Below are 23030 nucleotides of genomic sequence, written 5' to 3'. Positions count from 1 at the left end.
TCATGGACTCCCCCACCCCCCTCCGGCGGCCCGACCGGCCCACCGGCGTGGCGATCCTCGGCTGCGGCTCGGTCAGCGCGCGATACCTGCGCATGCTGCGCCACTTCAGCATCCTCGAAGTACTCCGCTGCGCCGATGTGCTCCCGGAGCGGGCCCAGCGGCGCGTCGAGGAGTTCGGCCTGGGCAAGCCGTCCACATGGCAGGAGGTGCTCGACGACCCGGACGTGTCGATCGTCGTCAATCTGACGCCCCCCACCGAGCACGCCGCGACCACCGAAGCGGCCCTGCGCGCCGGCAAGTCCGTCTATGTGGAGAAGCCGCTGGCCACGGACCCCGAGGACGCCCGGCGGCTGCTCGCGCTCGCCCGTGAGTCCGGGCTGCTGCTCGCCTGTGCGCCCGACACCGTGCTCGGGCGGGGCCCGCAGACCGCGATCGCCGCCGTCGCCGCCGGCGAGATCGGCACCCCGGTCCACGCGTCCGCGTCCATGCTCAGGTCAGGCCCTGAGGTGTGGCACCACGACGCGGACTTCTTCTACCGCCCCGGCGCCGGGCCGCTGCACGACATGGGCCCCTACTACCTGTCCATGCTCGTCCACCTGCTCGGCCCGGTGACCTCGGTCAGCGCGCAGAACCGGACCAGCGACCGCGAGCGCGTCATCGGCCGCGGACCGCGCGCGGGCGAGCGCATCGAGGTGTCCATCCCCACCGTCACCGTGGCCTCGCTGGACTTCGCGTCCGGGGCGATCGCCACGCTCGTCTGCTCGTTCGACGCCTGGGCGGCGCCCTCGCCGCACATCGAACTGCACGGCACACAAGGCTCGCTCGTCCTGCCCGACCCGAACCTCTTCGACGGCGCGGTCCGCATCGCCCGTCCCGGCGGCGGCGGACTGCAGGACCTGCCCGCGCTGCCCGGCTATGTGTACGACCGCGGGATCGGCGTCGCCGACCTCGCCCTCGCCCTGCGCACCGGCGGCACCCCGAAGGCCGATCCGGGCCTGGCCCTGCACGTCGTCGACGTCATGCACGCGGCGTTCCTCGCCGCGGAGCGACGCACCACCGTCGCGGTGGACAGCACGGTGACCCGGACCGAGCCGATGCCCGCCGACCTGTCGGTCTACGGGTGGACCGGCATCGCCGACCCCGACGAGGACGCCCGCCTCGCGAAGATCCGCTGACCCGCCGCAGAAGCGAGAGACACCTCCATGAAACTGTGCATCCTGACCGAACCCCAATCCGGCGCCACCTACGACGATCAGCTGCGCATCGCGAAAGCGGCCGAAGACCTCGGATTCCACGGCTTCTTCCGCGCGGACCACTATGTGCCCATAGGCGGCGGGGACGGCCTGCCCGGACCCACCGACACCTGGACCACCCTGGCCGGGCTCGCCAGGGACACCTCCACCATCCGGCTCGGCTCGCTGATGACCTCCGCCACGTTCCGTGCGCCGGGCCCGCTCGCGATCACCGTCGCGCAGACCGACCACATGAGCGGCGGCCGCATCGAGTTCGGTCTCGGCGCCGGCTGGTACGAGCCGGAGCACACCGCGTACGGCGTCCCCTTCCCCGACGTCAGGGAACGGTTCGACCGGTTCGAGGAGCAGCTCGGCATCATCACCGGCCTGTGGGCGACGCCCGAAGGCCAAACCTTCGACCACGCCGGCACGTACTACACGGTGACCAACTCGCCCGGCCTGCCCAAGCCCCTGCAGCGCCCCCGCCCGCCGCTGCTCATCGGCGGTTACGGCACCCGCCGCACCCCTCGCCTCGCCGCGCGGTACGCCGACGAGTTCAACCTGGCCTACCCGGACTTCGACCAGGTCGCGGACGCGTTCGACCGGGTCCGGCTGGCCTGCGCCGACGCGGGCCGCGACGAGGGTTCCATGGCCTTCTCCGTGTCGCAGGCCGTGTGCTGCGGGCGCGACGCGGCCGAGATCACGCGGCGCGCACCCGCCGGACGCGCCCCCGAGTCGATGCGCGACAAGTGGCTCGTCGGCACCCCGGACGAAGTCGTCGACAAGATCGGCAAGTTGGGCGAGCTCGGCGCGAGCCGGGTCTACCTCAGAACGCACACCCTGGGCGACGTCGACCAGCTGGAACTGCTCGCCCACGACGTACTCCGCCAGGTCGGCACGGGGAGTTGACAGTGGTGCGTGCCTTGGCGGAATGGCGCTCCGAAGCAGAGCTGAGCGCCTTTCCCTACGCCTCCGTCGTCGACGCGTACCAGCTCGTGGGGAAGCACTTCGTGGACCGGGAGCTGCTCGCCTGCCTCGCCGAGCTCCGCGACACCCTGGCCACACTGCCCGGAGACCCCACGGACCAGGAACTCCTCACGGGGTTCCTGGACACGGCGCTGGACAAGTGGGACGAACGCTACGACTACCAGACCTACTTGGCGCTCGGCCTGCTCCTCGGCCCGGCGAACGCGTCCGACCCGTCGGACCAGCGGGCCGCGCAGCGGCGGCGCGACCGGCTGACCGTCCAACTCGTCGCCGACATCCTGCAGTTCGAACTGGACGCGGAGGCGGGCAAGACGGAACGGCTGCCGCTGATGCGGCCCGATGCGCGCATCGTGTCCAAGCGGTGCCGCCTGGGCCTGCGGGCCGCGCGTCCCGCACTGACCCGCCTCGGCCTGGAGGATCCGGCCGCCGCGCCCACCCCCGACCGGTCCGGCGTGGCCGAACAGGCCGCCGAACTGTGCCGCACCGTGCGTCTCGACACCCGGCCCGATGAGCAGCTCCGCCTCGAACTGAGCATGCTGCCCGCCTACACCATCCACGACGAATACCTGTTCATCCGTGTGCTCCAGTGTTTCGAGTCGACGTTCGCGCTGCTCGCCGAGCACCTGACCGCCGCCGTGCGCGGCCTCACCGAAGGGCAACCCGTCGTCGCGGCCGGGCGGCTCGACGCGGCCTCCGCCGGACTGCGCGAGGCGGCCCCGCTGTTCTCGCTCCTCGCGACGATGCGCATCGAGGCGTTCCGCGACTTCCGCTGCTACACCGAGGGCGCGAGCGCCATCCAGTCCCGCAGCTACAAGATCGTGGAAGCGCTGTGCCGGACACCGGACCCGGAGCGCCTCGACTCGGCCGCCTTCCACAACGTGCCCGAGGTGCGCGACCGCGTCCTGGCGGGACTGCCCACGCTCGACGGCGCGTTGCGCACCGCCGAAGCGGACGACCGGCTGACCCCGGAAGGCCGCGAGACCCTGGCACAGGCGATGGAAGGTTTCTCCACCACCTTCGTCCAGTGGCGGCAGACCCACTACCGGCTCGCGGCCCGCATGCTGGGCGAGGAGCGCTCGGGAACCGGCTATACGGAAGGCGTGCCGTATCTGCGGGACGCGCGGTCCATCCCGGTCTTCCGCTGACCACGGGGGTGCGGCGTCCGGCCGGTCCGGCCCGGCACCGCGCCCCGCACCTCCGTCAGTGCGCGCCTTCCGCGCCGAGGGCCGAGCGGCAGGCCACCCGCTCGGCCCGTCGGCGGCGGCGCGCCAAGTCCTGGCGCCCGGCCTTCAGTTCGGCGAAGAGGGCCTCCCACCGGGCCGTCACCCGCCCTTCGGAGAAGCGCGCGACCCCGTCGGCCGCCTGCTCGCCCAGCGCGTGCAGCGCGTCCCTGTCGCCCATCAGCCGACCGAGCACGGCCGCGAGCGCGTCCACGTCACCGTCGGGGACCAAGTGGCCGTCCACACCGTGCCGGATGATCTCGGAAGGGCCGTTCGGGCAGTCGTACGACACCACGGGGACCCCTGCCGCGAGTGCCTCCAGGATGACGAGGCCGAAGGACTCCGCGCGCGAGGTCAGCACGGCAAGATCGGCCCCGGCCCACTCCTGGGGCATGTCGGTGCTGCTGCCGTGGAACCGCACCCTGTCCGCCATGCCCAACTCCTCGGCCAGCGCCTGCAGTCCGGCGCGCTCGGGACCGTCACCGAAGACACGGAGCACCCACTCCGGGTGTTCCGGGGACGCCTTCGCGAAGGCCCGCACGGCATGGTCGATCCGCTTCTCGGCCACGAGCCGGCCCGCGACCGCCACGGTCCGGCCGGTGAGCGTCGAACGCGGACGGCGCGCGGCGGGCAGCGAGTTGGGGATGGTCGCGAGGAGCGGTGCGGCATCGCCCAGCTCCTCCCGCAGCCGGATCCGGCTGCGCTCGTTCACCGTCACCAGCGCGTCGAGCAGCGGCGCGGAGGGCAGCGGCGGAAACCCGGCCATGCGGTGCTCGTGATGCACCGTCAGGACGTCGGGTCCGGTCAGCCGCACCGCGGCCGAGGTGAGCGCGGGAGTGGTCGTGATCAGCACATCACAGTCGAGGGCGGGCAGCAGCAGCCCGAGTTCCAGGTCGGAGAGCCGGGTGAAGATCCGCCGCTCCCAGGCCGGGGCGTCGTACTCCGTGGGCAGACCGGACAGTGCCGCGCACTCGGCCGCGCTGAGCCCCGTCGGGGAGAGCGGGCGCTGGGCGCCGCCGCTGCGGTCCACCAGATAGCGCACGGGGACCCGCGGGTCGAGGGCGAAGAAGGGCTTCTCCTCGGTCTTGAAGACGCTGAGGATCTCCACGTCGTGCCCGGCGGCGGCGAGCTGCGCGGCCTGGGTGAACACCGCCCGCTCGGTGCCTCCCATCACATCCGCCCAGGTGAGCAGAAACTTGATCTTCAATGCTCGTCCCCTCGTCCCCTCGTCCCCTCGTGCCGTCCGACGGCGGTTCAGCGCTCGAAGACCCGGGAACCGGGCCCTGTCTCGGTGCGGATGAGCAGGGAGCCGTCGATGCCGAGCCCCGCCACGACGAACCGGCCCGAGCCGTCCATGGCCGCCGCGGGCGCACCGACGGTGAACGCGTCCGGCATGGTGCACCGTACGGCGCCGTCGCTGCTGCCGCCTCCGGCTCCGTCACCGGCTCGGTCGTACGGCACATCCACCGCCCATGCGTGCAACGCGCCGTCGTCGCTCCGCTGCACCACAAGGACTTGGCGCCCGGCGCCCGCGGCGAGCGCCAACCGGCCGAGTCCGCCGACGGTCGGCTCGGGCAGCGCGACGGGCCGCCAACTGCTGTCGTCGAGGCGCCGGTACACGCCAGGAGCGGCCTCGGCGCAGCGGTACGCAAGCACCAGGGTTCCGTCCCCGGTGACGACGGCGGACGGCGGGCTCACCGGGACGGGCAGCGTGGCGGTGTCCTGTGCGACGGGGAGGGTTCCCTGCGCGGGCTGCGCCCAGTGCCGCAGTCCGGACCGTCCGGCCCCGAAGAGGTGGACCGCGCCCCGGGCGTCGGTGAGCGCGGCGAGCGACTCCCTGACGTCGGAGTCGGCGAGCTTGGCCCAGTCAGGACCGCTGTCGCCCGTCCGCACGGCCACCGACAGATCCGCCTGCCGGGCGAAGACGTACTGGTTGCCCCCGCCGTCGACGGCCGCCGCGGGCACGCCGACCGGGAGGCCCGCGGCCGTCCCCGGGCCGTGCCACTCGCCGGACTCCTCCAGGGCCGACTCCTCGATGAACCCCGTCTCCACCGCGTCCTCGCCGACGTCGACCGACGGCTCCGCCACCCGGGACGCATGGATCCGGCGGCTCCCCTCGGGCCCTGCGGTGACCGCGAGGACCGGCAGCAGCCCGTGCCCGCCGATCCGCCGGGGCTCGGTCCAGGCGAGGTCGCCCGCCTTCTCCTGCCGGGACGTCAGCAGCGTGCCGCCCAGGACCCAGTACGCGGTGACCCTGCCCTGCGCGTCCGTCAGCAAGGTCGGGCCCGCGCCCTCCCAGCGGGGGGTGACGCTCTGCGCCCATCCCGTCATCCGGGAGCGGCCCTGCCCCACCCCGTAGTCGCCGCATCCTCCCGGGTTCCCGCAGTCCGCCGTGGGCAGGCCGCCGTATACGTCGAGTGCCGCGACCTTGTGGTCCTGCTGCGCCGCGCCGAGGTTGGCGGGCCAGCGCGCGTTGTAGTAGCCGCGGAAGGCCTGGACTGAGCAACGGCCCCTGGTCCAGGCGTCGTTGCGGGACAGGGCGGCCAGGACGAACTTCGCCGCGATGGTGTGGTCCCGGTGGTCGGAGAAGCCGGGCTGGTCGAAGTGGCGCCGGTGCTGGGCGTCGTGCTTCTGACGGTCGGGGAAGGGGTCCAGACAGTGGAGGGTGCCGGGCCGGTGGTGCGCCAGGAGCCAGGCGAGGGCGTCGATGAGGTCGCCTCGGGTGTAGCCGGATTCCTCGGTGACGGGGCTGCCCGGTGTGGGAAGCGTCGTCGCCACGCCGCTCGGTCCGTGCCACAGCCCGGCGAGTCCGACGTACGGCGTGTCCGGCAGGGCCTCTTCGCGCAGGCCCAGGTGCACCAGCGTGATCCGGTCGCCGAGTTGTGCCGTCTCGGCCAGCGCGCCGTTCGGCAGCACCAGGGCGGTACGCGACCAGCGGGCGCCCGGCTGCGCCGCGGACATGAATGCGTACGCCTGGCGCAGGCCCTGCATGCGGGCGCTCGCGTAGCCGGGCTTGTCGGGTTCGGCGGGGGTGTCGGCGCCGGGGACGGTGTTGCGGCCGTCGGACTCTCCTGCGGTGAGGTAGACGGTCACCACGCGGTGGCCCGCGCGCAACGCGGCGACCACCTCCGGATTCATGAAGTACAGGTCGTCGTCCGGATGAGCGACCAACTGCAGCAGCGTTGCGGAAGCCTTCATGCGCCCCTCCGGCGTCGATCAAGACGTGCTTGCCCTTCGAGGCGGGCTTTCCTTCGTCGTGCACGTGCGGGCTCAGTCCCGTCGTCGTGCACGTACGGGCTCAGACCCTTCATCGTGCACGCACGGGCTCAGATGTATCCCGCGCGCATCGCGTAGGCCACCGCGTGGGCGCGGTTGCGCAGTTGGAAGCGCGAGGTCAGGTTGTGCAGGGCCTTCTTCACCGTTCGTTCGGAATACGCGAGCTTGACCGCGATCTCCCCGGTGTCAAGACCGTCCGCCACGAGCCTGAGGATATCGACCTCCCGCGACGTCATCCCAACGGGGGCTCTGCCGGGCGCACTTGGCGCCTCCTGCCCCGGCCCTCCCATCCCGCCGATGAGCAGGCCCGACAGATCGACCGGAACGTCGCGGTCGCCTCGATGGGCCGCGAGAACGGCCTCGAGGAGCCGCGGCGCCGTGGCCTCGCGCCGCCACACGATCGCGGCGACGCCGCAACCGGCGACATCCAGCAGGTCGGCTTCCCGGATGCGGTCCACCACGAGGACCGCACGGACGCCATCGGGACGACTGCGGGGTCCGTACGGGCACAGCAGGACCGACTCGTCGACGGTGCCCGCGAGCAGCAGGGCGACCTGGGCGCCGTCCTGACGCGGGCTGTCCACCAGCGCGATCTCCGGGCACTGCCGGAGCTGACTCAGCGCCCCGGCCCTGGATATCGGGTCCGCCGCGTGAACGGTCACCCGCACCCGCGCAGTCGTGGTGCCGCCCTCGACGCTCTGCTGCACAGCTCAAGAACCTCCTGCTCCCACGCAGGCCCCCATGGGTCCCGCGCGGCGCTGCCTGCTACCGTCCACCAGGCTGAGGCGCACCGCTCACGTTCCGCTCATCTTTCGCTGACGTTCTGCTGACGTTCGGCTAATGTCCGCTCGTCAGAGGCCGGTCGGGCCCTCGCGGTCGGCCCGCCGCGGGGCGTCGTCCTCGATGCGGCCGGTCACCACCAGGTTGTGGTCCGGGGTGCGCCGCGCGGTCGCGCCGGTTCGGAGGTAGCCGCCGGTGGTGAAGGAGCGTGCGGTGCGGTCGGGTGCGCGGTAGTAGCCGCGCACGGTGTACGGGCCGCGGGCGAGGAGTTCGCCGGGTTCCCCTTCGGGCACGTCCTTGCCGTCGGCGTCGACGATGCGGATCTCGTCGTCGGGCGAGAGCGGGCGGCCCTGCGTGCCGAGCACGCACTGGTCGGGGTCGGCGGGCCGGGTGAGCGTGAGCAGTCCTTCGGCCACGCCGAAGACCTGTTGCGGGCGGCAGTCCCACGCGGAGCCGATCCGTTCGGCGGTCGCCCGGTCCGGGGGCGCGCCGCCGATCTGGACGAGGCGCAGTGTGCTCAAGTCCGCCCGGACCGTGGCTGATGCGTCGAGCCAGAGCCGGGCCTGGGCGGGCACCACCGACGTCAGCGTGACCCCTTCGCGTTCGATGGCCGCGAGGCACGCGGCGGGTTCCGGGTCCTCGACCAGGACGACGGTGCCGCCGACGGAAAGCGTGCCGAGGATGCCGGGGCAGCCGAGGGCGAGGTTCGACTCGGCGGGCTGCGCGGCGAGATACACGTCGTTCTCGGTGAGCGACACCAGCTCGGCGGCGGCCTGCACCTGATAGGCGTAGTCGTTGTGGGTGCGCGGAACGAGCCGGGGTCCCGCGGTGGCGGCGCCGGACAGCAGGAGGAACGCCACCTGGTCGGCGCCCTGCACGAGTGCCCGTTCGGGCGCGGCGTCGATGGAGCTCAGCGGGAAGTAGTGGCAGCCCGCGGCATCGGCGGCCATGCCGCCGTACGGGGAGGCGGTGCCCGGCGGCTCATGGGTGAACACCCGGCGCAGGAAAGGGCCTTGGGCCGCGATGTCGGCGGCCATCGCGGTGTGGTCGAAGCCCTGGTACGTCGCGGGGCCGACGTAGCCGACGGCCTCGGTGACCTGGACGAGGCGGGACACCTCGGGCGCGCGGTGGGCGAGCGGACAGAGCACGGGGACCGCGCCGACGCGCATCAGCGCGAACACGGTGACGACGAACTCGGGCACGTTCGGCAGCTGGACGACGACCCGCCCGCCGGGCCGGATGCCGCGCAGCCGGAACCCGGCGGCCATGCGGTCCACCCGCCGGTTCAGGGCGGCGTACGTGAGACGGGTGCCGTCGTGCACGAGCGCGGTCCGCGGTCCGTGCTCCAGCGCCCCTCCGCGCAGCAGGCTGTCCAGCGTGGTGCCGCGCCAGTGCCCGGCCGCCCAATAGCGGTCGACGAACTCCTCGGGCCAGGGGGTACAGCCGTCGAGCATGGGTGACATCCGCTTCCTGGAGTGCGCGTGCGCGGGGCCGGTCGAGCACGCCCCCTTCTCGGCCGGGGGCGCCCGGCCGTCCTGACCTTGGCCAGCCAATCCGCCGGCAGCTCCGGTACGCAATGCGCTGTCCCGACCATGGACGCGGCCCGCCCTCGGCGGAAAGTCCAATGAGCCCTCGCTGACCAGGGGGAACGTTCGCGGCTCCGGCCGCCTCGGCGCGCCAGGGCCGGGGACTCAGAGGCCCAGGATCTCCACCACACCGGCGAGGGAGGTGACCTCGTGCGCGTGGTAGAAGGGCGCCGACGGCTCGGTTCCCCGGTTGAGGTACACCGTGTCCCGCACGCCGAGGTCGGTCGCGGACTGCAGGTCGTAGCGCGGGCTGGACGACACATGCATGGTGTCCTCCGGACGGCAGCCCAACTGCTCGTACATGAACTCGAAGGCACGCAGCCGCGGCTTGTAGGCCTGCGCCATCTCCGCCGTGCACACCGCATGGAAGGGGGCGCCGAGCTTCGCGACGTTCCGATGGGCGTGCCGGTCCGCGGCGTTGGAGATGATGACGAGGGGGAAGTGCTCGGCGAGCTTGGCGAGCGGGCCGGGGACGTCGGGGTGGGGTCCCCACTCCGGGATCGCCGCGAAGACCTTCGCGGGGTCGCCGGGACGGAACTCGACTCCGGTGCTCCTGCAGGCGCGTTCGAAGGACCGCGCGACCACCTCGTCGTAGGGCCGCCAGTCCCCCATCACCTCGTCGAGCTGATAGCAGGCGAACCGGTGGAGGAAGGCGTCCAGCTGCTCCGGCGGGGCCACGTCCTCGATCACTTCTCTGGCGGCGGCACCGATGGCGAAGTCCGTCAGCGTTCCGTACATGTCGAAGGTGATGAACCTCGGCTCAGGACCACTCAACGGACTCTCCTCGTAGCAGGCGACACTCCGGCAGCCGCTCCAGCAGCCGCCCCGGCGTGCCGAATCGGCGTTGCTCCCTGGCCAACCGAGCCGACCGACCGGGGATTCCCGCCGCATTGTTTTGTACTGTAGTGTTCAAAACTCATCCGAACGAACCACCCCTACGGAGGCGTGACATGACGCAAGCGGATTCGGTGACACCCGGCACGCGCAAGGTCGTCGAGGAGTTCCAGGCCCGGCTCGCCGCGGGAGACGCCGACGGTGTCGCGGCCCTCTTCGCCGAGCGGGTGGACTGGGACGTGCCGGGCGCGCAGGAGGTCCCCTGGCTCGGTGTCCGCACACGGCGCGCCGAGGTCGCGGAGTACTTCACCACGCACCCCACCTACATCGTCAAGGAGGAGTTCACCGTCGAACGGACCCTTGTCGACGGCACGGAAGCGGCCCTCACGGGCCACTTCCGGAGCCGGACCGTACTCAATGGCGCGCTGATGGAGAGCTGGTTCGTGCTCCAACTGACCGTCGTGGACGGCGAGATCACGCGCTACCGCTTCTACGAGGACAGCCGCGCCATCGCCCACGCATGGGCGACGGCCCAGGGGACACCCCCCGCTTCCTAGAGGCTGGGCGGTCCCGCCTCGATGCGGCGGAGCACCGGGTCCAGGCGGTCCAGGTCCGGGCCGGTCTCGATCTGGCGCTCGTCCCACCAGGTGGCACCGGCGTCGTACAGCGGGCCGATCACGTCCTTGGCCCTGGCCGCGTCCGGGGGCGTGGCACCGCCGAGCACGAACTCGAAGGGGCGCTCGGACGGTTCGGCCGTACGATGCTTGCGCACATGGGCGACCAGATCCCGCACCTCCGCCACATCGGGCGCATGGCCGTGCAGGGCCGTCTCGAAGAGCGGCACCGCCCCGTCCCACCGCGCCGCCCTGCGCATGGGCGCACGACGCGGCCAGAACCCGCCGATCCACACCGGCGGCCCCGGCTGCTGGACGGTCGCGGGCACCAGCGTCACGTCCCGGACCTCGTAGTGCGGGCCCTGGTGGTCGACCGGCTCGCCGGACCAGAAGCGCCTCAGCAACTCGAGGCCCTCGTCCAGCCGTTCGGCGAGGACGCGCGGTTCCGCGGTGTCGCCGAAGCTGCGGTACTCGTCGTCGAGCGGACCGCCCAGACCCGCGGCGAAGGTCACCCGCCCGCCGCTGAGCCGGTCCAAGGTGGCCACCTGGCGGGCGAGTTGCTGCGGGCGGTAGCGCGGGACCGGGGTGAGGAGGGTGCCGAGGCGGATCCGGGAGGTCGCGAGCGCGGCCGCGGTCAGCAGCATCCAGGCGTCCCCGAAGGGGCGCCCCTGGTGCCTCCGGTGCAGCACGTGGTCCCAGACGAAGAGCCCGTCCCAGCCCGCCTGTTCGGCGGCGGCCGCCACGGTCGCGACGTTGCGGGCGTCGGCGAAGTCGCCGAAGTTCGGGATGTTGATGGAGAAGCGCATCCCAGCAGGATGCGCGGTGCGCCGCGCGGGGGCAATCAACTTTCGTCGGCCCCTGGTGCGGCGCCCGCCCGTGGGGCTTTCCGTCGGGCCTGCGTTCGGGTTTCCCGTCGGGCCTGCGTTCGGGTTTCCCGTCGGGCTTCCTGTCGGCGCGACGTCCGGGGTGCCCCCTCCCCCAGTCGCGCCCTCTCCGTTCCGTACGCCAATCAGCCCTGCGCCACGGCCGGCTGACTGCCCGCCACCTTCTTCGAGGCGCCGATGGCGAGAGCCAGCAGCACCAGGGCACTCAGCCCGAGGACGGCCGCGACGACCGGCAGCAGCCCGGCCCCCAGGGTGCTGACGGTCAGGCCTCCGACGGCTCCACCCAGCGCGACACCGAGGTAGGTGCCCGACGTATTGAGTGCCAGGGCCTGGGCGGCGGCCGGTCCCGCGAGCAGATAGAGGCGCGCCTGAATCGCCGGGGAATTCCAGAACGCCGTGCCGCCCCAGACCGTCCCCACCACGACCAGCACGGAGAAGGGCACGGGACGGGCGGCATAGAGCACCCCCAAGAACGCCATGATGCCGGTGAAGACGCCGATCCCGGCGACCAGGGAACGGTCGGGACCCCACCGGTCGGCCGCCCTGCCGCCCGCCCAGATGCAGACGATGCCCGCGAACCCGGACAGGCTGAACGACAGCGCACGCTGATCCACGCTCGCCTCGCTCACCGCGTCCAGATAGGGGGCCATGTACGTGAGCATCATCATCGAGCCGGTCATGAGCACGCAGTTCGCCATGAGGCCGAGCGATACGGGCGCGGCGGCGAGGGCACGCATCTGTTCGCGGATACTCGGCGGTTCGCCCGCCCCGTCGTGCTCGCGGGGCAGCGTGCCGAGCAGGAAGGCCAGGGCCGCGGCTCCGGCCACCGCCATCGAGACGAAGGTCGCCCGCCAGCCGAAGTGGCCGCCGATCCAGGTGCCGATGGGGACTCCGGCCGCGATCGAGCCCGTGACGCCGAGCGCCACGACGGCGACGTACCTGCCGATATGGCTTTCGGGAGCGCGCTCGGCCGCGTGGGCGAATACCGCGGGAGTCGTGGCCGCCGCCGCGAGCGCCGCCACGATGCGCAGGGCCAGCAGAAAACCGAAGCCGTCCGCCGTGGCCGCCATGAGGTTCGCCGCGACGAAGGTCAAGAACGAGGCGGCGAACAGGCGTCGGCGCGACACCCTCGCCAAGGCGACCGCGGCGACGGGCGCGGCCAGGGCGACCGTGAGCGAGAAGACGGTGACCAGTTGCCCGGCCTGCGCCTCACTGACGTCCAGGTCGCGCGCGATCTCGGGCAGCACCCCCGCGATCACATAGTCATCGGTATAGAGGACGAAGGCCGCGGCGAGCAGCGCGAACAGCCACGCGGGCACGACTGATCTCCTTTCGGGCTTGATCGGTGCCTGTGTCGGGTCTCAGGCGTGGTCACACGATCGATCGCAGGTGCGCCCGCAACGTCCTGCGCAGGCGTGTGGGGGTGAGTGACCCGTGCGGTGTCACCGCGTCGAGGGCCAGACCGCCCAGGAGCGCGACAAGTCGCTCGGCCTCTTCGGCCGGTTCGGGTACGCCGAGCACGCCCAGAGCGTCCGCGATCACGTGGCGCATGTCGGCGGCCATCTGTTCCGTGACCGGGCGGAAGTCGGGGTTCACCCGTGCGGCGACGATGAATTCCATCAGGACGATCGACTCGACGCGGCGTTCGTCATCGAGCGGAAGCAGCTCCTCGACGAAGGACTGCAGGGCGTCGACGGCGGGTTCGCCCTTGAGCCCGGCCAAGGTGTCGGTCGCATACCGGGTGAGCCTTCTCCCCATGCGGTCGCCGACTTCGGTCGCGGCGGCGACGAGAAGGCCCCGGTGGTCGTCGAAGTAGTGGCGCACCGATCCGATGTTCAGTCCCGATTCGGCGGCCACCTTTCTCAGCGAAAGGCCGCTGAATCCTTCGGCGACCAAGAGACGGAAGCCCGCCTCGATGACATCTTTGCGGCGCTGTTCGAGGTCGATCCGAGCTGGCATGGCCCGACAGTATCACAGGCGTGATAAATAAAACCGGGGCCGTTCGCGGCACGTCCCGCACCACCGGCCCCTGCGCGACCTCTTGACGCACCCTTCAAGCGGATGAACCATTCCCGGGCGAGAGAGCGCTCTCACGACTCCTGATCGTTCACTTCCTGAAACCAGAAACAGGTTCCTCAAACCAGAGACAGGAGAGTCCGCATGCCAACCACCCCCACACGCCGCACAGTTCTGGGTGCGATCGCCGCGACGACCGCCGCCGCCGGACTGGCGGCACCGGCCGTGCCCGCCACGGCCGCCCCGGCCACCGCGCGCAGTGCCGCGGACCCGCTGCCCGGCGGCGGCGACCTCGGCCCGAACGTGATCGTCTTCGACCCCGCGACGCCCGGCATCCAGGCCAGACTCGACGAGGTGTTCAAGCGGCAGGAGTCGGACCAGTTCGGCGCGGGCCGCTACGCGTTCTTCTTCAAGCCCGGCACCTACCACGGCCTCAACGCCCAACTCGGCTTCTACACCTCGATCGCGGGCCTCGGGCTCTCCCCCGACGACACGACGATCAACGGCGACGTGACGGTCGACGCGGGCTGGTTCAACGGCAACGCGACCCAGAACTTCTGGCGTTCGGCGGAGAACCTCGCGCTCAAGCCGGTCAACGGAACCAACCGGTGGGCCGTGGCGCAGGCCGCCCCGTTCCGCCGCATGCACATCAAGGGCGGTCTCAACCTCGCACCCGACGGCTACGGCTGGGCCAGCGGCGGCTACATCGCCGACAGCCGCATCGACGGCAGCGTGGGCCCCTACTCGCAGCAGCAGTGGTACACCCGCGACAGCTCCGTGGGCGGCTGGCTCAACGCCGTCTGGAACATGGTGTTCTCGGGCGTCGACGGCGCACCCGCGCAGAGCTTCCCGAACCCCCCGTACACCACGCTCCCGACCACACCGATCTCGCGCGAGAAGCCCTTCCTCTACCTGGACGGCAACGACTACAAGGTGTTCCTGCCGGAGAAGCGGACCGACGCCCGCGGCACCACGTGGGGCAGCGGCACACCGCGCGGCACGGCACTGCCGCTGAGCCGGTTCTACGTCGCCAGGCCCGGCGTCACAGCCGCCACGCTCAACGCGGCCCTGGCGCAAGGCCTGCACCTCCTCCTCACGCCCGGCGTCTACCACCTCGACCGGGCCGTCGAGGTGAACCGCGCCCGCACCGTGGTGCTCGGTCTCGGATACGCCACGCTGATCCCCGACAACGGCGTCACCGCGCTGCAGGTCGCCGATGTCGACGGCGTACGGCTCGCCGGACTCCTCATCGACGCGGGACCGGTCAACTCGCCCGTCCTGCTGCAGATCGGCCCCCGGGGCGCCAACGCCGACCACGCGGCCGACCCGATCACCGTCCAGGACGTCTTCATCAGGATCGGCGGCGCGGGACCGGGCAAGGCCACGGTGAGCATGGAGATCAACAGCCGCCACACGATCATCGACCACACCTGGGTGTGGCGCGCCGACCACGGTGCGGGCGTGGGCTGGGAGACCAATCGCGCGGACTACGGAGTGCGTGTCCACGGCGACGACGTCCTGGCGACCGGCCTGTTCGTGGAGCACTTCAACAAGTACGACGTCCAGTGGTCCGGCCAGCGCGGGCGCACGATCTTCTTCCAGAACGAGAAGGCGTACGACGCCCCGAACCAGGCCGCCGTCCAGGACGGCAACGTCAAGGGCTTCGCCGCCTACAAGGTCGACGGCTCCGTGACCTCCCACGAGGGCTGGGGCCTCGGCAGCTACTGCAACTACACCGCGGACCCGAGCATCCGCCAGGACCACGGATTCGCCGCGCCGAAGACCCCGGGAGTCACGTTCCACGACCTGCTGGTCGTCTCGCTCGGCGGCATGGGGCAGTACGAGCACGTCATCAATGACACGGGATCCGCGACGTCGGGCTCCTCGACGGTGCCGTCCACCGTCGTCTCCTACCCGTGACGCCCCGCCGCCCGCTACCGCACCCTGCGCACGAACACGTCCTCGAACCCGTTGGTGTCGTCCGGCACGAAGTTCTCCTTGTCGAACCCGGAGAACACGACGGTCCGCCCCGCGGCATCCATCCGGGCGTCGATCGCGTTCGCGGGCGTGCCGTCCTTGTCCGGTGAGACCAGGACGTTCACGCCGGTCCGCAGATCGCGGAGGTACTCGGCGTCCTCCACGGTCAGGATCGGCCAGGTGTCGAGCAGCAGCTTCGACCCGTCGGGCGACACCGCGTCCACCGACAGCACGCCTTCCGGGCCGGGCAGCACCGCGTCCACCCGCGTGAGGGTGCCGGTGCGCAGATCGCGTACGAACGGGTTGAAGCTGCTGTTCGGGTCCGGGCCCGGGATCAGATTGGAGGCGCTGGAGTCGAAGGCGAGCGTGGAACCGTCGGCGCTGAGCAGCGGGTTGGTGGCGGCGTGGTCCGCGGGGCTGCCGTCGTGCGTGGTGTCGGCCTGGGTCCGCTTCCCGGTGGCACGGTCGTAGACGTAGAGATCGGACCAGTCACCGCGCGGCGGGGTGCCGTGCGCGTACTGGTAGGCGACCTTCTTGCCGTCGGCGCTCAGCGAGGGGGCGCGGAAACTGTGCATGCCCTCGTCCGAACCGGCCGGGGCGCTGACGCGTTCGGTGTGCCGGGTGCGCAGGTCGCGTACGTAGACGGCCCCCGCGCCTTCGGGGCCCGAGCCGGTGCCGTAGGCCGCGAAGGCCACGGTGCGGCCGTCCGCGGAGAGGGCGGGGCTGTGTCCGTCGGCGTGCCCCGGTGCGAGGTCCACGTCGACGCGTTCGGACCGTCCCGTCCTCAAGTCCCGCACGACAGCGGCGGAGTTGGTGCCGTCGTTCGCCGTGTAGGCGATGTACCGGCCGTTCGCACTGAGCACCGGCGAGAAGATGTCGCCGCGGTCGTCCACGATGCGCTGCAGCTTGCCGGTGCGCAGATTCCGTACGAACAGGTCGGACCTGTCGTTCGTATCGCCGTGGACGAGGTTGGTGGCATGCGAGGTGAACGCCACGGTACGGCCGTCGGCGCTGACGACCGGCGAGCCGGAATGCCCGTCCGCGGGGCCCCCGTCGGCGGCGACGCTGATCAGTTCGGTGGTCCCCGGAGCGGCCACGGCCGCCGGTGCGGCGGAGTCGGCGGGTGCGGCAGCGGTCGCGGGCAGGGCCGCCGCCGAGAGTAAGACGGCGAGGGCACCGCCGCCTGCCACGCGTATGCCTCTGCCCAGTCTCTTCTTCCGTCCTGTACTGCCCATGTGTTCCCCCCACTTGGCCTGCGCCCCGGCCGGCCGCCGGGGCCTCTCGGGGATGCAAGCGCACGCCGGGCTTGCGGGTCAATGGGATGGAATGCGTACAACCCGGACGGGATGTCAGGCGTCCGCGACCGCCGCTCCCCCGCCCGTCGGGCTACGCCTTCGAAATTCAGTGAGAGGGCGTCACGCAATCCGTTGACCCCCCACCTTGCGTAGCGTTATAACTTCTAACAGACGCAGGACCCTCTATCTCCAACGAAGGGAACCCCATGCCTCGCACCCGCAACACCACTGCCCACGCAGCCCTGTTGACCGTCCCGCTCGCGATCGTCGGCATGCTCGGCACCGCGGCCGCACCCGCCGGAGCCACCTCCCTCCATCACGGCAGGCCCCTCACCTGCCGCGGCGAGGGCGTCGATCCTGACGCGCGGGTCCGCTACAAGACCGACGTCGTGATCCACGCGCCGCTGCGCACCATCTGGAAGCTGCAGACGGACGTGGAGCGCTGGCCGTCCTGGCAGGCCCACGTCACCTCGATGGACCGGCTCGACGACGGGCCCTTCCGGAAGGGTTCGGCGTTCCGGTGGACGACCCCCGTACCGCCGAACCCTTCAACTCCCGCCACCAGCCTGGAGATCACGTCGACCGTCGAGCAGCTGAAGCACCACTCCTGCATCCGCTGGACCGGTCCCGCCGACGGCGAGGGGCTGCACATCGACGGCGTCCACGTATGGAAGTTCACCAAGGTCAAGGGCGGTGTCCGCGTGAGCACGGAGGAGACCCACACCGGCCCCCAGGTCGACGCGGACGTGCCCGCCGCGACCAAGATCCTCGGCGACGGACTCGAGGCGTGGCTGCGCGCGTTGAAGACCACGGCCGAGGCCCAAGTCGGCACCTCCCACACCTGAGTTCGCACCGCGCCCCGTCGAGTGCGCACCGCATCCCGTCATATTCCTTGACGCGAATATTCGCCCTGACGCATAGTTCTCTCCATGGACGCACTCCTCTCCGCACTGGCCGACCCGGCCCGCTGGCGGCTCGTGAGCCTGTTGGCCGAGCGGCCGCGGTCGGTCGGTGTGCTCGCCCGACTCGCCGAGGCGCGCCAGCCGCAGACGACCAAACACCTGCAGACGCTCGAACGCGCCGGGGTCGTCACCTCCCAACGCACCGGCCAGCGCCGCATCTACGCGCTCCAGTCCGCTCCCCTGCGGGACCTCGCGGCCGCGCTCGGCCGGCTCGCCGACACCGCGGACCGGGCCGGTGGCTCCCGCGAGACGTACGACCGCTATGGCCTCAGCCTCCGGTCGGAGCGGCTCGCCGCGAAGGGGGCCGGGTGGGCCGACAGCCGCTCGTTCCGGTTCCACCGGTCCCTGTCGGCACGCCCCGAGCTGGTCTGGAGCCATCTGACCGAGGCATCGCTGCTCGCCAAGTGGTGGACGCCCGACGACCTCCGCGTCTCCGAGCTCGTCTTCGAGGCACGACCGGGCGCGCGGATCGTCCACGAGTACCGCGACGTCGAGGACTCCGGCGACGCCGACGCGGTCGCCGGACGCGCGGAGGGAGTCGTCGACGACGTACGCCCCGGTGAGCACCTCTCCTACCGGCTCGCCCCGCTGCTGCCCGACGGCGGGCCCGCCTTCACCGCCCATGTCGGCCACGACCTCCGGCCCACCGGCTCCGGCACGGACCTCGACGTCCACTTCCGGATCAGCGACAGCACCGTCGGATCCGCGGACTTCATCGCGGGCATCGAGATCGGCTTCGGGCAGAGCCTCGACAAGCTCGCGGCAGCCCTCGCCCCCCACGCGCGCGACACCGGCAAAAGGAGCACCGCATGACCACGCAGACCGGCGGCCGCAGGGTCGTCACCAACATGGCCCTCTCCCTCGACGGCCACTACGCGCGGCCGGACCGCCCCGAAGACATGAGCTGGGTGATGCCGTACGCCCACACCGACGTCGCCCGCGACCATCTGACCGCCCTGTGGGAACCGGCGACGACGGCCCTGCTCGGGCGGGTCAACGCGGAGGGGTTCCTCGCGTTCTGGCCCACCGTCATCGGCGCGGAGGGCGTCGACCCGCGCGACGAGCGCTTCGCGCGGTGGCTCGTCGACGCCGACAAGGTGGTGCTCTCCTCCACTCTCGGCGCGGCCCCGTGGGAGCGGACGACGCTCGTCGACAAGCCGACCGCCGAGGTGGTCACGGACCTCAAGGAGACCGAGGGCGGCGACATCCTCGTGCTCTCCAGCGCCCGCGTCATCAAGGACCTGCTGGCGGCCGACATGGTCGACCGCCTTGCGCTCACGGTCTTCCCCGTCTTCCTCGGCGGCGGGCCGCGCCTCTTCGACGACGGCCTGCCCGCGGCACGGTGGACGCTCACCCGTCAGGCCGCAGGCGAGCACGGCACGTTGTCCCTCGTCTACGACCGGGTGCGCTGAGCGTCGGCCGCTTCAGTCGCCCTGCGCCCAGGCGGCCACGGGAAGCGACAGATAGATGCCGAAGTCGCTCTGTCCGGTCGCGGCCGCGATGCTGTCGTACAGCTTGTCCACGCGCTCCTGACGGTCGGCGGCCCTGCTCTCGAAGAACTTCGACCGGATCTCGATCACGAAGTCCAGGCCGCTGCGGTCGAAGGGCCCGAGCGGCCGGAAGCGCACCTCCACGTCGCCCGGCTGAAGGTCTCCGTCGTAGGGCTCTTCGGGACACTCCACCGCCACGGACACCAAGTGCGGGAGTACGGAACCGAGTTGGCGCAGGGTGTCATCGGCGACCTGCGGCGCGTAGGTGATCTCGACGAGGGGCATCGGCCCACTCTATCCACGGCACGACGGCCCGCCCCGGTCAGGGGCGCAGCCCTTCCAGGCACTGCAGCGCCTCGTCGAGGGCGGTGGCGAAGTCCATCTCCGGGTCGTCCGCCCACTCCAGCGAGACCTGCAGCATCACGCCGAACACGGCCCCCGCGTAGGCGCGCACCGTGGCATCGCCCGGGTCGCGTCCGGCCCGCGCGGCGACCTGCTCGGACATGACGCGCATGGTCTGGGTGATGCCGCCCAGGCTGGCGCCCCACAGTTCCGGTTCGGAGATGATGAGGATCCATCGTTCGCGCTGGAGGGCCAACTCCTGTGCGGAGATGCCCTCCAGCATCGAGCGGATCGTCCGCCGTTCGGCCTCGATCGGTGTCAGGTCGGGCGACTGCGCCTGGAACAGCACCGAGAACGGCAGGTCGTATTCGCGGGAGAAGACCAGGTCCTGCTTGGTCGCGAAGTAGCGGAAGACGGTGCTGGGGGCGACCTCCGCGGCCTCGGCGACCTGTTCGACGGTGGTGGCCGAGTAGCCCTGTGCGCGGAACAGCCGCACCGCTTCGCGCTGGATCGCGGCCTTCGTCCTGGCCTTCTTGCGTTCTCTCAGACCAGGCGCCGCTGCGGGCTGGTCAGACTGCGTCTGCGGCTTCATGCTCAGATTCTGCGGTGCGGGCGCCGCTGCGACCAACCTGGCGCGGGAGCCACACCGCCGCGATCAGTACGCCGAGCAGGCCGAGGCCGCCGGACACCACCAGGACGACGTCCAGGCCGTGCACGAACGCGGACCGCACGGAGTCGGCGAGCGCGGAGGACTTCGCCGCCCTGGCCACGGCGAGGCCGCCGAAGACGGATTCCTTGGCCGCGTCCTGCGCGCGTTCGGGCAGCCCGTCGAGTTCGAGTCGGCCCCGGTAGCCGGAGTTGAGGATCGAGCCGAGGATGGCCGCGCCGAAGCTGCCGCCGAGCGTACGGATGGACTGGTTGACGCCGGAACCGACTCCGGCACTGTCCTCCGACAGCGCACCGAGAGCCGCGTCCATCACGGTGGGCAGCGCGAAGCCGAGGCCCAGTCCGTACGCGGCCGTCCACGCGGCCGCGAGACCGGTGCCGCTGGTGGTGTCCGTGGTGGCGCCGTAGAAGAGTCCCGCGGCGAGGAGGGCGAAGCCGATGCCGACCGCGGTGCTCGGTCCGATCGCCTTGGCGAGCCTGGGGGCGACGGACACGCCCACGAGCAGTCCGCCGACCATCGGGAGGAGCCGGAAGCCGCTGCCCAGCGCGTCGGCGCCCAGGATCGCCTGGTAGTACTGCGGCATCGTGAACAGCACGCCGAACATGGTGAAGTTGATGACCGTGCCGAGGAGTGTGCCGGTGGTGAAGCGGGCCGAGCGGAACAAGGAGAGGTCGACCAGCGGATCGGCCACCCGCTTCTCCCAGACCACGAACACCACGAGGGCGAGCAGGCCGCCGAGCAGCGGCGCCAGGGCGGTGACGTCCGTCCAGCCCTTCTCGCCGCCCTGGATCACGCCGTAGGTCATCGCGGCGAGCCCGGCGCTGGAGTACACCAGGCCGCCCGCGTCGAACCGCTTGGCCTCCCTGGACCGCGACTCCGGCAGCCAGGCGGACACCGCGAGGAAGGCGAGGACCACCACCGGCACATTGATCAGGAACACCGATCCCCACCAGAAGTCGTCGAGCAGATAGCCGCCCAGGATCGGGCCCAGCGGATAGGCGAGCATCGCCGCACCCGCCACCGCCCCGATCGCCTTGGGCCGTTCCTCGTCGGAGAACATCACCGGCAGCAGCGCGAGCGTGGTCGGCATGATCAGGGCGGCGCCCAGGCCGAGCACGGCCCTCGCGGCGATGAAGACGCCCGGGGACGTGGCGTACGCGCAGGCCAGCGACGCCGCACCGAAGACCACCAGCGCGCCGAGCAGCACCTTCTTGCGCCCGTACCGGTCCCCCAGCATGCCGGCCGGGATCATCCCTGCCGCGAACACGAGCGTGTACGACGTGACGAACCACTGCAGTTCCACGTTGTTGGCGCCCAGGTCGTCGGCCATGACCGGGAGCGCCAGGCTCAGGATCGTCACGTCGAATCCCACGACCAGGGAGGCGAGCACAAGGGCACCGACGGCCCACCACCTGCGCGCGCCCAGTTCTGCCGACATCAGAGCCCACCACCTAACGAGAGTCCACTCTTTTTTGAGAGGCTACTCTCATTTTTATTCGGCGGCCACCAACTCCCGCGCGCAGGGGGCTGGTTGTGCTCATCGGCTCAGGTCGGGAGCAGCCCCACTTCCAGGTCGGCGACCACGCCGTAGTGATCGCTCGCCCATACGCCGTCGACCGGCTTGTCGAAGGCGAGGCGGGCATCGCGTACGTGCGCGAAGGCGTGCGGGTGGGCGTGCGGCGAGCCGATGAAGATGTAGTCGAAGCGGCTGCAGTGGCCGGGCTGGCGGACCAGGCGTCCGATGTCCTCGGCCGCGTTGGGGTTCTCGGCGCACCAGGTGTGTCCTGGCCCGGCCCCCGCGACCTCCCACGCGTCGTGGAAGTGCGTGCTGCGCCCCGAAAGCGACTGCCGCCCGGTCAGATAGCGGATGCTCGCCGCGTCGGGGTTCGCGTTGAAGTCGCCCGCCATGATCGTGGGCAGCGCGGTCCTGTGCCGGGCGTCCAGGTCGCTCAACGCCAGTGCCTGACGCTCCCGTTGGGCTTCCATGTCGAGCCGGAACGACGTCGTGGGCGCGATGAACAGCACGTCGCCGAGGTCGGGCAGCGGCACGAGCGCCGCGGGCGTCAGCCATGGGAGGTCGGGGGCGTCCGCGCCGCGCTGGTCGAGGACCTCGACGACGCGATGCGGCCACCGCGTCGCGATCGCGGTCCCGCCATAACGGTCGACATGGGGCGGTGCGGTCGCACCCGTCTGCGCCTGGTGCGTGCCGTGCAGCCCGGTTCCTTCGATCAGTTCCGGCAGTTGGTCCGGCAGGACCTCCTGCAGGGCGACGACGTCCGGTGCGAGCCGCCGCAGCTCGGCATTGATCAGCGCCGCCCTGGCGGCGGCGTCGCCCCGGGTGTTCCATACGTTCAAGGTCACGACGCGCAGGTTCGTCACCACCAAGTTCCTTTCTCTGGGGGCCTTGTGGAGGGGGTCAGGCCGTCGGTTCCATGTCGGCCGCGATGCGTGCACGGACCTCGGCGATCGTGCGCGGCGTCGAGCCCGCGAGCGGGGTGTTGTCGAGGTACGTGACCTCATAGACGCGCCCGGTGAACTTCCAGCCGTCCGGGGTCCGTTGATAGCGGTCGTGGTACACCGCGTGGTTCTGGTGCGAGCTGCCGTCGCGCATGCGCCCGAACTCCGCGACGTAGGCACGGCCTGTCGCGGTGTCGCCGTCGAGCCTGACGACGCCCGGGTGCACGGTCTGCACGAAGAACTCCCACAGACCCTGCATCCGCTCGACCGCGGCCCTGATCTCCACTCGGTCGGCGACTCTTCGCAGGTCGGTCACTGACTTGCTGCCTCTCTCGATCGACCCCCGGGAAGGGCCGCGCCGGGGAACGGCGGGGCCCGGGCCGGGGGGGGGCGGGGGGGGGTGTGTCGGAC

22 protein-coding genes are annotated in these 23030 nt (G+C 71.5%); 8 read left to right on the top strand and 14 right to left on the bottom strand.

Going from position 1 to position 23030, the window contains the following annotated elements; all coding sequences use genetic code 11:
• Positions 1-2 precede the first annotated feature (2 nt).
• The 3 genes from ACFWZ2_RS07855 to ACFWZ2_RS07845 are packed head-to-tail and all read left to right on the top strand — an operon-like array spanning position 3 to position 3364.
• A complete protein-coding gene (locus ACFWZ2_RS07855) occupies positions 3-1175 on the top strand; it encodes a Gfo/Idh/MocA family protein (protein ID WP_384543449.1) in 1173 nt (390 codons plus the stop codon).
• A gap of 27 nt (positions 1176-1202) precedes the next feature.
• Complete coding sequence (locus ACFWZ2_RS07850) at positions 1203-2141, top strand: LLM class F420-dependent oxidoreductase (RefSeq protein ID WP_384543446.1); 939 nt, start codon at positions 1203-1205, stop codon at positions 2139-2141.
• 2 nt (positions 2142-2143) lie between these two features.
• Positions 2144-3364, top strand: a complete 1221-nt coding sequence (locus ACFWZ2_RS07845) for a tryptophan 2,3-dioxygenase (RefSeq protein ID WP_384543443.1) — start codon at positions 2144-2146, stop codon at positions 3362-3364.
• A 55-nt stretch (positions 3365-3419) separates the two neighbouring features.
• Here ACFWZ2_RS07845 and ACFWZ2_RS07840 read toward each other — a convergent pair whose 3' ends face one another.
• The 5 genes from ACFWZ2_RS07840 to ACFWZ2_RS07820 form a co-directional block, all read right to left on the bottom strand.
• Positions 3420-4646: a glycosyltransferase family 4 protein gene (locus ACFWZ2_RS07840; RefSeq protein ID WP_384543440.1), complete on the bottom strand. Its 1227-nt coding sequence runs from the start codon at positions 4644-4646 to the stop codon at positions 3420-3422.
• A 47-nt stretch (positions 4647-4693) separates the two neighbouring features.
• The gene (locus tag ACFWZ2_RS07835) at positions 4694-6637 is read right to left on the bottom strand and encodes a PIG-L family deacetylase (RefSeq protein WP_384543437.1); all 1944 of its coding nucleotides are present in this window, start codon (positions 6635-6637) and stop codon (positions 4694-4696) included.
• A 128-nt stretch (positions 6638-6765) separates the two neighbouring features.
• Positions 6766-7422: a response regulator transcription factor gene (locus ACFWZ2_RS07830; RefSeq protein ID WP_384543434.1), complete on the bottom strand. Its 657-nt coding sequence runs from the start codon at positions 7420-7422 to the stop codon at positions 6766-6768.
• 144 nt (positions 7423-7566) lie between these two features.
• Positions 7567-8958, bottom strand: a complete 1392-nt coding sequence (locus ACFWZ2_RS07825; protein WP_384543431.1) for a (2,3-dihydroxybenzoyl)adenylate synthase — start codon at positions 8956-8958, stop codon at positions 7567-7569.
• A gap of 228 nt (positions 8959-9186) precedes the next feature.
• Entirely contained in the window at positions 9187-9855 is a 669-nt protein-coding gene (locus ACFWZ2_RS07820) for a haloacid dehalogenase type II (protein WP_384543429.1), read from the bottom strand.
• 176 nt (positions 9856-10031) lie between these two features.
• On the opposite strand from ACFWZ2_RS07820, the gene ACFWZ2_RS07815 reads away from it, so the two are divergent.
• A complete protein-coding gene (locus ACFWZ2_RS07815; RefSeq protein ID WP_384543426.1) occupies positions 10032-10472 on the top strand; it encodes a nuclear transport factor 2 family protein in 441 nt (146 codons plus the stop codon).
• Here the strand turns inward: ACFWZ2_RS07815 and ACFWZ2_RS07810 are convergent.
• The 3 genes from ACFWZ2_RS07810 to ACFWZ2_RS07800 form a co-directional block, all read right to left on the bottom strand.
• On the bottom strand, positions 10469-11335 hold the full coding sequence (locus ACFWZ2_RS07810; protein WP_384543423.1) for an LLM class flavin-dependent oxidoreductase: 867 nt from the start codon (positions 11333-11335) through the stop codon (positions 10469-10471). The two genes, ACFWZ2_RS07815 and ACFWZ2_RS07810, sit on opposite strands and share 4 nt — an antisense overlap.
• A 203-nt stretch (positions 11336-11538) precedes the next feature.
• On the bottom strand, positions 11539-12732 hold the full coding sequence (locus tag ACFWZ2_RS07805) for an MFS transporter (RefSeq protein ID WP_384543420.1): 1194 nt from the start codon (positions 12730-12732) through the stop codon (positions 11539-11541).
• 52 nt (positions 12733-12784) lie between these two features.
• On the bottom strand, positions 12785-13372 hold the full coding sequence (locus ACFWZ2_RS07800) for a TetR/AcrR family transcriptional regulator (RefSeq protein ID WP_384543417.1): 588 nt from the start codon (positions 13370-13372) through the stop codon (positions 12785-12787).
• A gap of 201 nt (positions 13373-13573) precedes the next feature.
• Here ACFWZ2_RS07800 and ACFWZ2_RS07795 point away from each other — a divergent pair, with 201 nt between their 5' ends.
• A complete protein-coding gene (locus tag ACFWZ2_RS07795; protein WP_384543415.1) occupies positions 13574-15349 on the top strand; it encodes a coagulation factor 5/8 type domain-containing protein in 1776 nt (591 codons plus the stop codon).
• A gap of 14 nt (positions 15350-15363) precedes the next feature.
• Here ACFWZ2_RS07795 and ACFWZ2_RS07790 read toward each other — a convergent pair whose 3' ends face one another.
• Positions 15364-16596, bottom strand: coding sequence for a hypothetical protein (locus tag ACFWZ2_RS07790; protein WP_384543412.1), 1233 nt, complete (start codon positions 16594-16596; stop codon positions 15364-15366).
• 311 nt (positions 16597-16907) lie between these two features.
• On the opposite strand from ACFWZ2_RS07790, the gene ACFWZ2_RS07785 reads away from it, so the two are divergent.
• The 3 genes from ACFWZ2_RS07785 (at position 16908) to ACFWZ2_RS07775 (ending at position 19075) form a co-directional block, all read left to right on the top strand.
• Complete coding sequence (locus ACFWZ2_RS07785; protein WP_384543409.1) at positions 16908-17546, top strand: SRPBCC family protein; 639 nt, start codon at positions 16908-16910, stop codon at positions 17544-17546.
• 84 nt (positions 17547-17630) lie between these two features.
• Entirely contained in the window at positions 17631-18476 is an 846-nt protein-coding gene (locus ACFWZ2_RS07780; RefSeq protein ID WP_384543406.1) for a metalloregulator ArsR/SmtB family transcription factor, read from the top strand.
• The gene (locus ACFWZ2_RS07775; protein WP_384543403.1) at positions 18473-19075 is read left to right on the top strand and encodes a dihydrofolate reductase family protein; all 603 of its coding nucleotides are present in this window, start codon (positions 18473-18475) and stop codon (positions 19073-19075) included. The genes ACFWZ2_RS07780 and ACFWZ2_RS07775 overlap by 4 nt, the downstream gene beginning before the upstream one ends.
• A 12-nt stretch (positions 19076-19087) precedes the next feature.
• On the opposite strand, the gene ACFWZ2_RS07770 is transcribed toward ACFWZ2_RS07775, so the two are convergent.
• The 5 genes from ACFWZ2_RS07770 to ACFWZ2_RS07750 form a co-directional block, all read right to left on the bottom strand.
• Positions 19088-19438, bottom strand: coding sequence for a hypothetical protein (locus ACFWZ2_RS07770; RefSeq protein WP_384543401.1), 351 nt, complete (start codon positions 19436-19438; stop codon positions 19088-19090).
• Positions 19439-19475: 37 nt separating this feature from the next.
• Positions 19476-20087, bottom strand: a complete 612-nt coding sequence (locus ACFWZ2_RS07765) for a TetR/AcrR family transcriptional regulator (protein WP_384543398.1) — start codon at positions 20085-20087, stop codon at positions 19476-19478.
• Complete coding sequence (locus ACFWZ2_RS07760) at positions 20065-21600, bottom strand: DHA2 family efflux MFS transporter permease subunit (protein ID WP_384543395.1); 1536 nt, start codon at positions 21598-21600, stop codon at positions 20065-20067. The genes ACFWZ2_RS07765 and ACFWZ2_RS07760 overlap by 23 nt, the downstream gene beginning before the upstream one ends.
• A gap of 107 nt (positions 21601-21707) precedes the next feature.
• On the bottom strand, positions 21708-22541 hold the full coding sequence (locus ACFWZ2_RS07755; RefSeq protein WP_384543392.1) for an endonuclease/exonuclease/phosphatase family protein: 834 nt from the start codon (positions 22539-22541) through the stop codon (positions 21708-21710).
• A 37-nt stretch (positions 22542-22578) separates the two neighbouring features.
• Positions 22579-22935 (bottom strand): nuclear transport factor 2 family protein, encoded by a 357-nt coding sequence (locus ACFWZ2_RS07750; RefSeq protein WP_384543389.1) that lies wholly within the window; start codon positions 22933-22935, stop codon positions 22579-22581.
• Positions 22936-23030: the final 95 nt, after the last annotated feature.

Origin of the sequence: Streptomyces sp. NPDC059002 (assembly GCF_042740435.1) — a bacterium.
Classification (GTDB): domain Bacteria; phylum Actinomycetota; class Actinomycetes; order Streptomycetales; family Streptomycetaceae; genus Streptomyces.
This window is presented reverse-complemented; position numbering and strand designations above follow the sequence as displayed.

Coding starts and splice junctions, on each gene's coding strand:
- ACFWZ2_RS07855 (WP_384543449.1), top strand. CDS start 3: ATGGACTCCCCCACCCCCCTCCGGCGGCCCGACCGGCCCACCGGCGTG.
- ACFWZ2_RS07850 (WP_384543446.1), top strand. CDS start 1,203: ATGAAACTGTGCATCCTGACCGAACCCCAATCCGGCGCCACCTACGAC.
- ACFWZ2_RS07835 (WP_384543437.1), bottom strand. CDS start 6,637: ATGAAGGCTTCCGCAACGCTGCTGCAGTTGGTCGCTCATCCGGACGAC.
- ACFWZ2_RS07825 (WP_384543431.1), bottom strand. CDS start 8,958: ATGTCACCCATGCTCGACGGCTGTACCCCCTGGCCCGAGGAGTTCGTC.
- ACFWZ2_RS07815 (WP_384543426.1), top strand. CDS start 10,032: ATGACGCAAGCGGATTCGGTGACACCCGGCACGCGCAAGGTCGTCGAG.
- ACFWZ2_RS07810 (WP_384543423.1), bottom strand. CDS start 11,335: ATGCGCTTCTCCATCAACATCCCGAACTTCGGCGACTTCGCCGACGCC.
- ACFWZ2_RS07800 (WP_384543417.1), bottom strand. CDS start 13,372: ATGCCAGCTCGGATCGACCTCGAACAGCGCCGCAAAGATGTCATCGAG.
- ACFWZ2_RS07795 (WP_384543415.1), top strand. CDS start 13,574: ATGCCAACCACCCCCACACGCCGCACAGTTCTGGGTGCGATCGCCGCG.
- ACFWZ2_RS07785 (WP_384543409.1), top strand. CDS start 16,908: ATGCCTCGCACCCGCAACACCACTGCCCACGCAGCCCTGTTGACCGTC.
- ACFWZ2_RS07780 (WP_384543406.1), top strand. CDS start 17,631: ATGGACGCACTCCTCTCCGCACTGGCCGACCCGGCCCGCTGGCGGCTC.
- ACFWZ2_RS07775 (WP_384543403.1), top strand. CDS start 18,473: ATGACCACGCAGACCGGCGGCCGCAGGGTCGTCACCAACATGGCCCTC.
- ACFWZ2_RS07770 (WP_384543401.1), bottom strand. CDS start 19,438: ATGCCCCTCGTCGAGATCACCTACGCGCCGCAGGTCGCCGATGACACC.
- ACFWZ2_RS07765 (WP_384543398.1), bottom strand. CDS start 20,087: ATGAAGCCGCAGACGCAGTCTGACCAGCCCGCAGCGGCGCCTGGTCTG.
- ACFWZ2_RS07760 (WP_384543395.1), bottom strand. CDS start 21,600: ATGTCGGCAGAACTGGGCGCGCGCAGGTGGTGGGCCGTCGGTGCCCTT.